General features: G+C 45.3%; 12 protein-coding genes. 8 read left to right on the top strand and 4 right to left on the bottom strand.

All coding sequences use genetic code 11. The features are described from left to right. The first annotated feature begins 36 nt into the window (after positions 1-36). Positions 37-1,269, top strand: a complete 1,233-nt coding sequence (locus tag J2Z69_RS14735; protein ID WP_209864209.1) for an MFS transporter — start codon at positions 37-39, stop codon at positions 1,267-1,269. Continuing rightward, on the top strand, positions 1,238-2,359 hold the full coding sequence (locus J2Z69_RS14730) for an ROK family transcriptional regulator (protein WP_209864206.1): 1,122 nt from the start codon (positions 1,238-1,240) through the stop codon (positions 2,357-2,359). The genes J2Z69_RS14735 and J2Z69_RS14730 overlap by 32 nt, the downstream gene beginning before the upstream one ends. Before the next feature lie 186 nt (positions 2,360-2,545). Here the strand turns inward: J2Z69_RS14730 and J2Z69_RS14725 are convergent, their stop codons facing one another. After that, a complete protein-coding gene (locus tag J2Z69_RS14725; RefSeq protein WP_209864203.1) occupies positions 2,546-2,977 on the bottom strand; it encodes a hypothetical protein in 432 nt (143 codons plus the stop codon). A gap of 318 nt (positions 2,978-3,295) precedes the next feature. Here J2Z69_RS14725 and J2Z69_RS14720 point away from each other — a divergent pair, with 318 nt between their 5' ends. After that, positions 3,296-4,294 (top strand): ABC transporter substrate-binding protein, encoded by a 999-nt coding sequence (locus tag J2Z69_RS14720; protein WP_209864200.1) that lies wholly within the window; start codon positions 3,296-3,298, stop codon positions 4,292-4,294. Between the two features lie 273 nt (positions 4,295-4,567). Here the strand turns inward: J2Z69_RS14720 and J2Z69_RS14715 are convergent, their stop codons facing one another. Further along, positions 4,568-4,759: a CsbD family protein gene (locus J2Z69_RS14715; protein WP_209864197.1), complete on the bottom strand. Its 192-nt coding sequence runs from the start codon at positions 4,757-4,759 to the stop codon at positions 4,568-4,570. 83 nt (positions 4,760-4,842) lie between these two features. Further along, on the bottom strand, positions 4,843-6,354 hold the full coding sequence (locus tag J2Z69_RS14710) for an alpha-amylase (protein ID WP_209864194.1): 1,512 nt from the start codon (positions 6,352-6,354) through the stop codon (positions 4,843-4,845). A gap of 436 nt (positions 6,355-6,790) precedes the next feature. Between J2Z69_RS14710 and J2Z69_RS14705 the strand changes: the two genes are divergently transcribed. Next, entirely contained in the window at positions 6,791-7,384 is a 594-nt protein-coding gene (locus tag J2Z69_RS14705) for an HNH endonuclease (RefSeq protein ID WP_245339315.1), read from the top strand. Between the two features lie 40 nt (positions 7,385-7,424). Here the strand turns inward: J2Z69_RS14705 and J2Z69_RS14700 are convergent, their stop codons facing one another. Continuing rightward, positions 7,425-8,366: a hypothetical protein gene (locus tag J2Z69_RS14700; protein WP_209864188.1), complete on the bottom strand. Its 942-nt coding sequence runs from the start codon at positions 8,364-8,366 to the stop codon at positions 7,425-7,427. A 286-nt stretch (positions 8,367-8,652) separates the two neighbouring features. Here J2Z69_RS14700 and J2Z69_RS14695 point away from each other — a divergent pair, with 286 nt between their 5' ends. From J2Z69_RS14695 to J2Z69_RS14680, 4 genes are all read left to right on the top strand, one after another. Further along, the gene (locus J2Z69_RS14695; RefSeq protein WP_209864185.1) at positions 8,653-10,032 is read left to right on the top strand and encodes a glycosyl hydrolase family 28-related protein; all 1,380 of its coding nucleotides are present in this window, start codon (positions 8,653-8,655) and stop codon (positions 10,030-10,032) included. Positions 10,033-10,172: 140 nt separating this feature from the next. Next, positions 10,173-11,195 carry a polysaccharide deacetylase family protein gene (locus J2Z69_RS14690; RefSeq protein ID WP_209864182.1) on the top strand — a complete coding sequence of 341 codons (1,023 nt, stop codon included), beginning with the start codon at positions 10,173-10,175 and terminating at the stop codon, positions 11,193-11,195. 7 nt (positions 11,196-11,202) lie between these two features. Beyond that, entirely contained in the window at positions 11,203-11,835 is a 633-nt protein-coding gene (locus J2Z69_RS14685; RefSeq protein WP_209864180.1) for a YveK family protein, read from the top strand. Between the two features lie 52 nt (positions 11,836-11,887). After that, the gene (locus J2Z69_RS14680) at positions 11,888-12,901 is read left to right on the top strand and encodes a Gfo/Idh/MocA family protein (RefSeq protein WP_209864177.1); all 1,014 of its coding nucleotides are present in this window, start codon (positions 11,888-11,890) and stop codon (positions 12,899-12,901) included. The last annotated feature ends 2 nt before the right edge of the window (positions 12,902-12,903 follow it).

The following is a 12,903-nucleotide window of genomic DNA, read 5'->3' as shown; positions in this document are numbered from 1 at the left end:
ACTAAGCCAAGGAACATCAGAAGGGAAGGCGCTTTGATGGAGACCGAAATTCAACCTGCAACGCAGCGACTGCTGAAGGCATTCAGTTTCATGATGTATGGTTCCATCGCTGTATACAGCACCTTTTTTGCTTTGTATTTGAAGCAGATGAATTATAGTGAACTAGAGATTGGCACCTTACTTGCAGGTGGTCCTGTGATAGCTATTATCGCGAATCCTATCTGGGGGTATTGGGCGGATCGTCTTGGAGACAATCGGCGTATTCTGATTATGGCACTTGTAGGGAATTTTATTGCCATGCAGATCATTTTTGCCCTCCATGAACCTGTATACATTTATGCGGCTTTGCTGGTGTTCTTTATTTTTCAGAGTCCGTTGTTCACTCAAAATAACAGTCTGATACTCAATGTAATTGAAGGTACAAAGCTAAAGTTCGGATCAATACGTATGTGGGGTTCCTTGGGATGGGCCTTCACAGCGGCCGGAGCTGGACCTATAATTGGTGTCCTTGGAATCCATCAGCTTTGGATTGTATTTGATGCCATGATGATTGCAGCCATAGGGTTTGGTTTTCTATTACCCAAAGGTAAAGAACGAGTTCATGTTAAGGATAAGGGGATCTCAGACCTGTCAGCAATGGGAGGTTTTCGCCAAGTGCTGATGAAGCGGTCGTTCTTGTTCCTCTTATGTCTAGGAGTGGTGGTATCGGTTCCTAACTCTTTTAATAATACCTATAACGGTATCTATATTCAGGAGCTTGGAGGTTCCTCTAGTGCCGTGGGTTGGTCGATATTTGCGACAGCCATCTTAGAAGCGCCTGTGTATCTTTTGCTTGATCGATATATGCCTACCCGACCTAAAGCCATGATGGGCTGTCTAGTGGTTGTAAGTGCTCTTTACTCCGTGCGATGGCTCCTTATGGGCATGGCAGAGAGTCCCGTAACGGTAATTTGGATTCAGCTACTTCACTGCATTACCTTTGGCGGTTATTATTATATTGGGACACAATTAACTATGCGGCTCGTTCCAATACACTATCGTTCAACAGGTCAGGCTATCTATGGTATTAGTTGGGGTGGTCTTTCTGGCCTGATTGCCGGGATAGCTGGCGGCTCCTTATATAATAAGTTAGGACCTCAGGTGCTGTATCAATATAGTGCAGTCCTCACTTTAGTAGGAGCTGTAGGATTTGTGTTCATGATGAAAAGTTATGCACGAGCAGGTCAGGAGCGAGAACATGATACCAACCGGAAATCAGCAAGTATCTAAAAAAATAAATAAAGCACAGGTGCTTCACCTTGTGCACAAGCAGGGACCCATCTCAAGGGTCGAACTATCTCGCTTAAGTCGTCTTAGCCCCTCCACGGTCTCTATACTTATTGAAGAACTGATCGATGATGAATTAATCCATGAAATGGGTACGGTTAGCTCAGGAGCCGGCCGCCGCATGACCATGTTAAAAGTTAGACCGGATGGCGGATATGTGCTTGGCGTAGATCTCACGCATTTCCGCTGTGCGCTGCTTGATTTGAGTGGGGCCATTATTCAGGAAGAAGCGATAACCCGACTAAGTGGCGAAAAAGATCTGACGGATCAGCTTCCACGAGAGATGGAGTCTTTTGTGCAGCGTTGTGGATTGTCTTGGTCTAAGATTCGCCGCATAGGAATTTCGATACCAGGTCTTGTAGATGAGAGTAAGCATAAGATAATCAGTGCAAGCCCTCTTCTTGTAGAGCAATTGCCGCTAGGCAAAAGGTATGAGGAGGACTATGGAATTCCTGTAAAACTAATGAATGACTTGGATGCTGCCGGCTTCGCTGAACGGAACAATGGAGCTGCGCAAGGTATTCATTCTCTCATCTATTTGTTAGTGGATCGTAATGTAGGTGGGGGACTGGTTATAGGGAATCAAGTCTATAGAGGGAGCCGCGGAAGAGCAGGTAAAGTGGATGCATTCCGTCCCTTTGCTATGGAGCCGTTAGCTAAGCGTCTTCAAACTTCGTATCCCGATATGTTTGAGAGCAGCCTCTCCCCAGAAGATACGTTGTCTAGGCTTGGAGAACTGTGGGAGCAAAAATTATCTATAGCTTATGAGGAAATGGAGGGCATTCTGGAGGGGATTGCCACCTACTGCGGTGGGATTCTTCAGCTACTCAATCCACAACAACTTATTTTTGATGGTTGGATTATTCGAAATTCTCTTGTCTTCGATCGTCTGAAAGAGAAAATTGCCCACTGCGAGGATTCACATGTCGAGCCGACTCCTGTAAAAATTGCACATTGGGGCAAAAAAGGACCAGCCATCGGAGCAGCAACTCTAGGTCTTCATGAGACTTTCAAAGCGGTAACCATTGATTAGCGGAATTATGATGCAACTTCAATACTAGAGATGAACTCCGATTAGTATCGAAACATGAAGTCAGAACATGAAAAGACCCAAGCAGCAGCTAAATTTAGCTTGCATGGCTTGGGTTTTTGATCTCTTAAATCCTCTTAGAAGGAAACGTCACTAATTGTATTCATGTCTAAGAGATGCCGATGAAATTCAGCTATAACGTTCGCCGTGTACACTGCTGCGAATAAGTTCAGGAAGTTCTTGCTGATGGACAAGGTACTGTTCAAGCGAGAGACTTCCACTTAAATATCGGGCTTGCAACTGCTGGGCAAGCTCATTTGTCTGAAGGTCGATAATAGACTGAACATCTTTCTTGTTGTTCACCGCGACAGTTGCAAGGGATTGGCCGCTGTAGACAGCATCGTAGAGCTCTTCATGGGAAGTGGCTCCAAGGGCCGAGAGCAAGGGATCTTGCATGCTAGCCTCATTCAGCTTGCTTGCCTTATCGGGTTTGATTTTATCTACACAGATACTCAGTGACTTGAGAAGGGGACTAGCAATGGCATGGTCTGTATGAAGTGCTGTTCCCATCGAAATCACTACGGCAATTGTACCGCTGACCATCAAACGTTTGGGATGCATACTCTAACCTCTTTCTAAGTAAAAATAAGGGACTTTATGTATATGACTCCGGTCACCTCTCTAGTACTACGCATGAGATGCCAGAAGGTTACAAAGTATCCTTGTATTTATACTGTACCCCTTAAACCTTAGGAAGAGATGAAATTTTCGTAAATGTTCTGTAAAGGTTTAGTTGGAGCTTGATGGGTCCAGCAGATTATTGTTAAGAAGGACAGGATAAGCTAAAGGGATATGAATTGACAGTTGACAATGATAATGATAATTATTATCATTAGATGAACCATAAACTAACTATGAAGTAGTCCTTAGGAGGAAGTCATGTCTCACTTAACTAGACAGAAAAAGGGTAAATTCGGAGTCGTTCTCATAGGTCTACTCGTATTGTCCTTGATGTTAGCAGCTTGCGGTAGTAAATCAGAAGAAAAAAATACAACCTCGGAGTCTCCGACAACCTCAGATACAAAGCAAGAAGCCAAGGAGAAGGTGTTGAAGGATGGCATGGGTCATGAAGTGACGATTCCAGCTAATCCACAACACGTGTTAGCTTCTTATTTGGAAGATCCATTAACGGCTCTTGGCGTGAAGCCCGTCGCGCAGTGGTCTGTACCTAACGGAATTCAAGATTATCTTCAAGCATCGAATTTACAAGGCGTTCCTACCATTTCCTACGATCTTCCGCCAGAAGCTGTGCTGAAAGCTAGCCCGGACCTCATCATTGTTGGATCAGAATCTCAAGTTCAGAAGGGGCTCTATGATCAGTACAACAAAATTGCACCGACTTATGTATTAGGCGATGCAGTTAGCAAAGATTGGCGCCAAACGCTATTAAAAATTGGTGAAATTCTGAACAAAACACCGGAAGCTCAGAAAGTGATTAGCGACTATGATGCCAAAGCAACAGAGACCAAAGCTAAAATTCAAACTGTAATGAATGGAAAATCTGCGGCAATTTTGTGGTTAACTGGGAAGAATTTCTTCCTTGTGGATGAGACTACTTCTAGCGGAACCGTTCTCTATCATGACTTGGGTATTACGCCTCCCAATCTGGTAACCGAAATTCCAGCAGATAAACGTGCAAGCTGGAACCCAGTTACGATGGAGAAGTTGGCTGATCTCAAAGCAGATTACATTTTCCTAGTCAACAGTGACAAAGGTCAAGGTAGTGAAGAAACATTAAACAGTGCGATCTGGAAAGGGATTCCGGCTGTAAAAGCAGGCCAAGTTATCGAATTGAGCAAGTCTAGCAGCTGGTTGTATAATGGCGCTGTTGCGGGTCAAATGGTTATGGAGGATGCATTAAAAGCGTTAGTTAAATAAGGTATATCCTGTATTTGATACAGGTTCCATAGTGTTACCAACCTCAACGAAGGCTATCTTCATGCTGATATATTAGCGTGAAGATAGCCTTTTTGGGTGAATAAGTCGTACATGAATCGTACTGCTTTTCTGGGTGTTCCATGCACGGAATGAGCATGTTTGGATGACACGGTCCTTCCTGACTTTCTAACGGCATTCTAAGTGGATAGTATAAGTTAGACAAAAAGACACCCCCGCTTAAGCGGGGGTGTCCGTAGAAGTGGAGAATCGTGACTAGTCGCGATCTTTAACTTCACCGATTTTTTGTTGAATGCTACCTTTTACTTTGTCTGCTTTGCCTTCAGCTTGAAGGGATGCATCACCGGTTGCATTACCGATCTGATCTTTGATTTCACCTTTGGCTTTCGATACGCCACCTTTAATTTTGTCGCTCAATCCATCATGATCGTGATTGTGTTCGTTCATAGTTAACATCTCCTTTTCCGTAGTAGTATGTTATATATTTACCCGTATTTAGCGAGATTAATCAGAGTGTACAACTTTCTTTGTTACTCGGCTGTGGGTTCCTCTTTGTTCGGTTCTACTTCCTCGTCTGGTTCTACGTCCAGTTCAGGTAAAGCCCATACGGATACACTTCCGCCCTTGACTGGGAAGGTAGCATAGCCATCTTCACCAATGGTGATGAGGTCATCACGTGTACCGGTCAGATCTACCCACACTTCGCCTGCACGTTCTTCTCCAACTCGCATATGCTTGTCTCCATCGTCCCCGTTCGAGATGACTACAGCACACCCTGAGCGATCGAACTCTTTAACACCGTAGCGAACCCATCCGATGGTGTTCGGATGATCGAAGTAGTCTTCTTGATCTCCATAAGCTTTGTTATATCGTGCATACAGTAGGGGATCGATAGCCGCCTTTTTACCTTCTACAGGATTCTCGCCACCGATGCCATAGTAATCTCCATAAAAGACAACCGGATAGCCGTCTTGGCGCAGTAAGATCAGGCTGTAAGCGATTTGCTTGAACCAGTCCTCAATCCAAGATTCCAGAGCTTCATTGGGCTGAGAATCATGGTTGTCCACAAAAGTAACGGAGTTACTTGGATGCGAACCTACTAGCGTATCATCAAAAATAGTACGTAAATCAAAGGAATTACCTGAATTGGAGGCTTCATGAAGCTTGTAGTGCAGCGTAACATCAAATAGATCAATGCCATGATCCACCGTATTCAAAAATTCTTGGCAGGTTTTGAGATCTGTTTTCCAGAATTCTCCGACGATATAGAAATCCTCGCCGCGTTTCTTTTTCATCTCCGTAGCGAATTCACGTACGAAGTCATGATTGATATGTTTGATGGCATCCAGACGATAGCCACCACACTGAAGATTATCTACCAACCATTTGCCCCACTCTAACATTTCATTGCGTACCTCAGGCTGACTGTAATCAATGTTGGCAAACATGAGATAGTCATAGTTGCCGAACTCATCATCGACATTCTCGTTCCACTGCTTGTTCTCTCCATAGATGCGGTAGACGCCGTTATTATTTGTTCTAGCATCAAAATCGGTGCCGTTAAAATGCGTATAGTTCCACTTGAAGGAGGAATACGTATCACCACGTCCTGGGAAGGTGAATTTGGTCCAGCCTTCAATTTCGAAAGGTTCAGAGATCTCTTCGGTCCGATTATTCGGATCTACTTCAATGACTTTGAAGGTCTCCGTCTCATCGGCGCCAGCCTTATGATTCATAACTAGATCGACATAGACGAGAATACCATTTTGCTGACAGATGGCAATCGCTTCTTTTAGCTCATCTTTCGTTCCATATTTGGTGGCAATACCACCTTTTTGATCGAATTCTCCTAGATCATATAGATCGTAAATGCCGTACCCTGTATCTTGATTGTTGTTAGCTTTCGTAACGGGGGGTACCCATACTGAATCAATACCCATAGCTTTTAGTTCAGGAGCTCTTTGCGCTAATCTTTTCCAATGGGAAGCATCGGCTTCTACATGCCACTCAAAAAATTGCATCATGGTATGATTTCTTTTCATGATCTAACTCCTCCTCCATCCGTCCGGTCTGCCAAAGGCAGAAACGTCTCTTATTACTGCATTACCCAATTCACAGGGCGGTCTAAACTACTTAGCTGGTTAGGAATGAAAACAATTTAAATAGGGGCTCTTGAAATTCTCATAAAGTTAGCCATTTAGCCACAGAAAAGATTGTTACGAGGTATAGGAATTAAGGTTATATAATAGATAAATGCATTTCCTAATTTATGTCTAAATTGTGAGGTGAATATAGCTGGTCAGCCGTTGTGAGACCAGTTCTTCCATGGATAGATTTGAACAACAACTATTGAAGAGGTGTGCATTATGTAACCAAGATAAACCGTTAACTGATTTCCGTAGGCGTTCGGGTAAAGGGAGCGCTCCCGAAGCGAGAAGAGGCGTTTGTGCCGCCTGCCGAAGGACAAATTCTCTCCATATGAACAAGAAACGTACGGATGAAGCTACTGAGCCTATAATGAAGTCAGTTCATCAAGTGTCTAGCCGAGGGACTTCGCAAGGTATAGCGGAGATGAGTTGTGTAGTTCAGGAAAAATTCGTATCACCTCATGCTCAGCGACGTATATATCAGCATCCGCCAAGGAATCGGACGGACCCCAGCGACCCCGGGCAGCTCCGTCCGACCCGGCAAGGGACGATACGTATGCTTGGATTCACAGATCAAGGGCGGCGTTGGCAGCAAGAGATAGACCCGACACTCGCAACGATTCTGGTGGAGCAACATGCCGCTGTTGTCGTGAATCGGCATACGATACGGCGATTATTCAGTAACAAGGATTTTAAGCAATTCATATTATCGCGGGATGATCATACCTGCTGGTTCTGTGGGAACTTTGGAGACACGATTGATCACCTCCACCCACGTGCTAAGGGAGGACATACCACCCCGGTTAACTGTGTATGCGCATGCAATGTATGTAATCAAATTAAGGCTGACCGTGATTTGCATGAGTTTTTGCGGGAGATCGACGAAATGAGGTCAAGAACAAGAGAAGGAATAACAAATATATGATGTTAAGAGAACACCATTCTTTAATTAGAGAGGTGTTTTTTTAGAGCTTCTTACTCACGATATCCTGACGCATATTGCGGTAGAATTGCCACCACTTCCAGCCTGATCGGAGCATATCTTTCCAGCCTCGCTTTTGAATGACGAAGTAGGGAATGAGGTAGGCACCCCAAGCCGCCTTGGCTTTAGCGACAGATCGGATATTAGCTCCTGCCAAGTCGATACCTTTGATGGCGAGTGAAGATATATCTTGGAGCAAGACATGTTGAAGTTGCTGGACTACGCCCTTGCTAAGATGCTCGGGCAGACTTCCTGCAACCCAGCTCTGGGCGCGATCTGAATCTAGTAAGAGTACAATGTTGGTGCTTACCGGTTGACCATGTGGACTATAGCAGACATAGCAACGGAAGGCTTCCGCACCAAGCATCTCTTGAGCGCGTTCTAAGTCTTGTAGAAGCAATTGATGCGTGAAACCTTGACGAGCTTCTGTACCTAATAAGCAAGGATATACGTCCCCCATGTGAGTGGTACGCCGGGTGGTATATCCTTCAGATTCCGCTCTACGAATTCGGCTGCGAATATCTCCACTAATTGTCTCAGGGGCATAGGGGAAGTCCAAATAATAAGTATATTTCACCCCGATTTGATAACCTTCCCATAGAAAGGGACGGATGTCCGAGAATTCAGGAGGGAGACAGAATCCAGCCGTACCGGCGGTACTTCCTATTTTTCTCATCAGGAGCTCAGCCGCTTCGTGCCACTGGGTACTAATTTTATAAGATTTAGCTGTATTGGTAGGGTGGAATAGAGTAGGATGATAGGAATTTAGGGGAGGCAAATATAGCTTCCCTTTTTTATTTAGAAAAAATAAGCTTTCACAATAACTATCGGAGCCTTCTTGTTGAAAACGATGAATGGTTGTGCTGCAGCCCCATTTCTCTCGATTAAAGGCTGCCCAGCGCTCAAGCAGACTTGGCTCATACATCCTGAATACACAACTCCTGTCTCTAAATGTTCACGCTTGTCTAGCTGTAGTGCATATATATTCAGCATGCGCCCTTTTATGCCTTCAACTTAGGCTATAGCCTGCTTAAAGGCTTGTAAATAGGCCAATACTGATAGGGTTCACCGTCCCAAGGTGCTACAATTTGGATTACAACAATTGCGGCAGAGTCAAAGGCCGAACGAACACCCTTTCTTTTTTGTGCAGGGAGAAAGGTTCAACCAAAAAGGGGGAGACTTACCGCCGAGAAGGCCTGGAGGGGTGTTGAATGAAGAAGTGGATAAGAGGTGTGGTGTTGGCGATTTTGGCAGTTGCCAATACAAGTAACGGTATAGAGCAGATGGTTCCGCATAAAATTCGAATATCCGAGAACATCATCAATGTGACAACGGTTGGAGCCATGGGCAATGGACAGGATGACGATACCGCGGCAGTGCAGAGGGCTCTAGATCTGGCGGCCTCCACGCAGTCCTCGGTATATTTCCCCAAGGGTACGTACATGATCGATCCTGCACAAACTTTGCTGGTACAGGCGGGAACGCGGGTCTTCGGCGAAGGAAAGGATTCTATTATCCGGGCTTCTACGCAGAACTTTGGTTGGGAACTTATGCGGATTACAGGAAGCGGAGCGATGGTCAGCAGTCTTCGTCTGGATGGGAATCATCAAGTGAATCGGGTATTGGTGGTCGGGGGCGGCGTGCAGGATGTGAAGATTACCGCCGTTATTGCTGAAAGTGCTTCCCAAGCGAGTGATCCAACGCAAGAAGGATATGCAGAGATTGTCTGTGGAATCGTAATCAATGGCAGTACGAATCGAATTACGATTGATCGGAGTGAAGTTCGTGATATTGTCGCTATACATTCTCCAAACGGCAGTATGATTGCGCGAGGTATATATATTACGACATCTTGGCAGTCGAATGAGACAGTAGCTCAGCAGGTCTCCATTACGAATTCATATATTCACCAGGTGGGACCAGCAGATGACGGGGATGGCATTTATTATGAAGATCCGGCTATGGATATGCAGAACGGCGTAAATGTGAACAGTGTGATATCAGGTAACCTGCTGGAGAACTGCGCCAAACGGGCTATGAAAATCTATGCACAGGGTATCAAAATCAACGGAAACCATATAATCAATTCCTATTTGAATAACAATATTTATCAAGGTACGCAAAAGGGAACGCTTGCTCCGGATATGTATTCTGCCATAAGTATCTACGGCAGTAACAACATCGTGTTCAACAATGTTATTGATGGTCCGGGTAGTTTTTACGCCGCGATTGAAGTCACCGCGGTAGATACGGTGAATAACACGATTATTTCTAACAACAAAATCACGATGGGAAGTAAGAGCAACACACAAGGCACAACGGCGATACGTCTAGGGAATATTCATAACTTTACCATTAAAAATAATGTGCTGATGAACGGTGAGCGCGGCATATGGGCTTGGCAGGATACGGACTTTGGTGTCATTAAGGATAATCAGATTACGATGAAAAAAGGTGGGATCGATTTATCTACCTATTTAAGCGGATACACGCAGACCAATATCGCACTTCGTGGAAACGTCATCATGGCTGGTACCTTTGATATTATGCTGGCTTCCACGAATAAAAATGTCACAGTAATCCGAGCTTAAAATCGAATAATCTATACAGGGCAGCTTTATTCCGAAGTAATCTTTTCGGAATAAAAGCTGCCCTTGCTGTATATCCATGAACTATGGGTTCCGCTGGAATCTACAGAAGGCTCAATAATGTCAAAGGAATGGAACAAATCATGCCGAAAAACAACAGCCTGTTCGTGATTTCTCTTGATTTCGAGTTGTATTGGGGACTTCGTGATGTATGGCCGCTGACGCATTACCAGAATGTTTTTGCTGGGGAAAGAGGACAGATTCCGCAGGTGCTTAAGCTTTTTGAGTGTAATGGCATTCATGCCACATGGGCAACGGTAGGCATGCTTTTCGCTAGGAATCGAGATCATCTAGAGGGACATCTGCCTAGGGAACAACCGCAGTATCAAGAGGAAGCACTCTCCCCCTATCCTCATTTGGCGGATGGACAAGTAGGATGGGATGAAAAGTCGGATCCTAACCACTATGCACTAGGCCTGATTCGACAAATTCAGGGTACGGCGGGGCAGCGTATAGCTTCCCATACCTTCTCTCATTATTACTGTCAGGAAGCAGGGCAGCAATCTGAGGATTTCCTTGCGGACATGCAGGCAGCAGTAAAGATTGCCGAAGAGGAGGGAGTGTCGCTAGATACGATGGTCTTTCCTAGAAATCAGGTTCGGTCTGATTATCTGCCTCTATTAGGACAAGTCGGGATAAGAGCATATCGGGGGAATCCTAAGCATGCCTTATACCGAGCAGGGTACAGTCGGCATGATTCTTGGTTCAAACGAGCCTTTCGACTTTTGGATGCTTACCTTAATTTGACCGGATATCATACGTATTCGGAAGAGGAGATTGATTCGAAGTATCCTATGAACTTGCCGGCTAGCCATTTTCTAAGGTCCTATTCCCACAATGTCCGCTTATTGGAGCCCTTGCGGCTAAGGCGCATCTTGAAAGGGATGACTCAGGCCGCCGAACGCGGAGAGGCCTATCATTTATGGTGTCATCCATATAACTTGGTGGACAACCAAGGGAGATGTTATCAGGTTCTGGTAGATATTGTGGAACATTACAAGAAGCTGAGGACAACATTCGGTATGGAGAGCTTGAACATGGAGGAGTTATGCGAACGCGTTGCCCGGAAGGACAGAACTCAAAAGTTAAATGCGGAAAGGGTGTGAAAAGAGTTTGAATATCGTATTTCTATTGAAATGTGTAGTTCGGCATTACATAGCTACACTCATCACCTTGGCCATATGTGTAGGCGGGGCGTATACGATCAATTTCTTTGTAGCCCCGCAGTATCAAGCAGCGGCAAGCCTTATGGCTAACATCGCATCGGGGAGCGATTCTGGCCTGTATAACGAATTTCTTGCGAGTCAGATGCTGACTAAGACCTATGAAGATGCAATTCAAAGCCGAAGTGTGGCTAGTGAGGTTAAGACACAGCTTGGGCTAACCGAGACTGTGACTCAGCTTTTGCAGAAAATCAATGTGCGAACAGACCCTGGAACGCTTGTTGTTCATCTCTATGTAACAGATGGCAATGCGAAAAAAGCGGTAGCTGAGGCCAATGCATTCGCAGATGTATTCATTCATAAATCAAAACAATACGTGCAGAGCGCGAAGGTTACGGTGCTGGATTATGCCGATTTGGAGCAAGCCTCCGTTCCCGTTAGTCCGAAGAAGTTATTTAATATAGCTTTATCTATTCTAATTGGTATTTTCGCTGCATTGAGCCTGTCTCTTTTGCTAGAAAAACGTAGGTCTATTCTACGAAAAGAGCACCAAAAGGCGAATGAGATGGACTTGTCCGCTTAAGGATCACATTTTATGAAGAGCCATTCTAAAGAATGGGCTCGCAGGGGGATTTATGATTCAATTTGCCATTGTAGGCTGTGGACACATTGCGGATAAGCATCTCGAAGCTATCCTTCAAGTGGAGGGCGCACAGCTCGCGGCTGTGTGTGATACGAATGTGCTGCGGCTGGAGGAGTGGGGGGCCAGAACGGGTGCGGCTACATTTATAGATCTAGAAGAGATGTTACTTCGTATGCCAGAGATCTCTGTTATCTGTATCTGTACACCTAGTGGACTTCATGCGCCGCTTGCGGTCAAGGCGGCCCAAGCAGGCAGGCATCTTATCATTGAGAAGCCCGTCGCTCTAACGATAGAAGATGGCGATGCCATCCTTAGAGCTGTTCAGCGATACGGGGTCAAGGCGGCTGCCGTACATCCGAATCGCTACCGCCCGGCGGTACGTTATCTGAAATGGGCGCTGGATAGTGGAAAATTTGGACGAATCAGCCATGTCAATGCTACGGTGCGCTGGAATCGAAATCAAGCTTACTATGATCAGGCTCCTTGGCGTGGAACTCGGGCGATGGATGGCGGGGTGCTTATGAATCAGGCGATTCACAATCTGGATTTATTACTGTGGCTATTCGGTCCTGTTCAAGATGTGCAAGCCATGGCAGATACAAGGCTCAGGCATATGGAATGCGAAGATGTGGCTATAGCTACAGTAAGATTTCACAGTGGTGTGCTTGGAGTGGTGGAAGCAGCGACTACGGTGTATGAACGAAATCTAGAGGAATCCATCAGCGTATTCGGTGAACATGGATATGCGGTGATTGGTGGACCTACTGCGCAGTGGATTAAGCAGTGGAAATGCTCCAGCATGACCGAGGGTGAAATCGCACAGCTACGAGCAAAGGTAGAACAGGACCCCTTAGGCATACCTGGTCATCAACGCATTATTCAAGATATGGTTACGGCCATTCGTGAAGATCGATCTCCTGCAATCACAGCAGCAGATGGTATGCATGCCGTACGTTTAATTGATCAGATGCTGTTGTCTTCTAGAGCGGAACAGTCGCAAATATAGAC

The organism is Paenibacillus shirakamiensis, from assembly GCF_017874255.1.
In the GTDB taxonomy this organism is placed as follows: domain Bacteria; phylum Bacillota; class Bacilli; order Paenibacillales; family Paenibacillaceae; genus Fontibacillus; species Fontibacillus shirakamiensis.
This window is presented reverse-complemented; position numbering and strand designations above follow the sequence as displayed.

Bases quoted from the DNA above. Each gene is read 5' to 3' on its own strand.
- J2Z69_RS14715 (WP_209864197.1), bottom strand. From the start codon at position 4,759: ATGAACGAACACAATCACGATCATGATGGATTGAGCGACAAAATTAAA.
- J2Z69_RS14710 (WP_209864194.1), bottom strand. From the start codon at position 6,354: ATGAAAAGAAATCATACCATGATGCAATTTTTTGAGTGGCATGTAGAA.
- J2Z69_RS14690 (WP_209864182.1), top strand. From the start codon at position 10,173: ATGCCGAAAAACAACAGCCTGTTCGTGATTTCTCTTGATTTCGAGTTG.
- J2Z69_RS14730 (WP_209864206.1), top strand. From the start codon at position 1,238: ATGATACCAACCGGAAATCAGCAAGTATCTAAAAAAATAAATAAAGCA.
- J2Z69_RS14705 (WP_245339315.1), top strand. From the start codon at position 6,791: ATGAACAAGAAACGTACGGATGAAGCTACTGAGCCTATAATGAAGTCA.
- J2Z69_RS14720 (WP_209864200.1), top strand. From the start codon at position 3,296: ATGTCTCACTTAACTAGACAGAAAAAGGGTAAATTCGGAGTCGTTCTC.
- J2Z69_RS14700 (WP_209864188.1), bottom strand. From the start codon at position 8,366: ATGTATGAGCCAAGTCTGCTTGAGCGCTGGGCAGCCTTTAATCGAGAG.
- J2Z69_RS14695 (WP_209864185.1), top strand. From the start codon at position 8,653: ATGAAGAAGTGGATAAGAGGTGTGGTGTTGGCGATTTTGGCAGTTGCC.
- J2Z69_RS14725 (WP_209864203.1), bottom strand. From the start codon at position 2,977: ATGCATCCCAAACGTTTGATGGTCAGCGGTACAATTGCCGTAGTGATT.
- J2Z69_RS14735 (WP_209864209.1), top strand. From the start codon at position 37: ATGGAGACCGAAATTCAACCTGCAACGCAGCGACTGCTGAAGGCATTC.
- J2Z69_RS14680 (WP_209864177.1), top strand. From the start codon at position 11,888: ATGATTCAATTTGCCATTGTAGGCTGTGGACACATTGCGGATAAGCAT.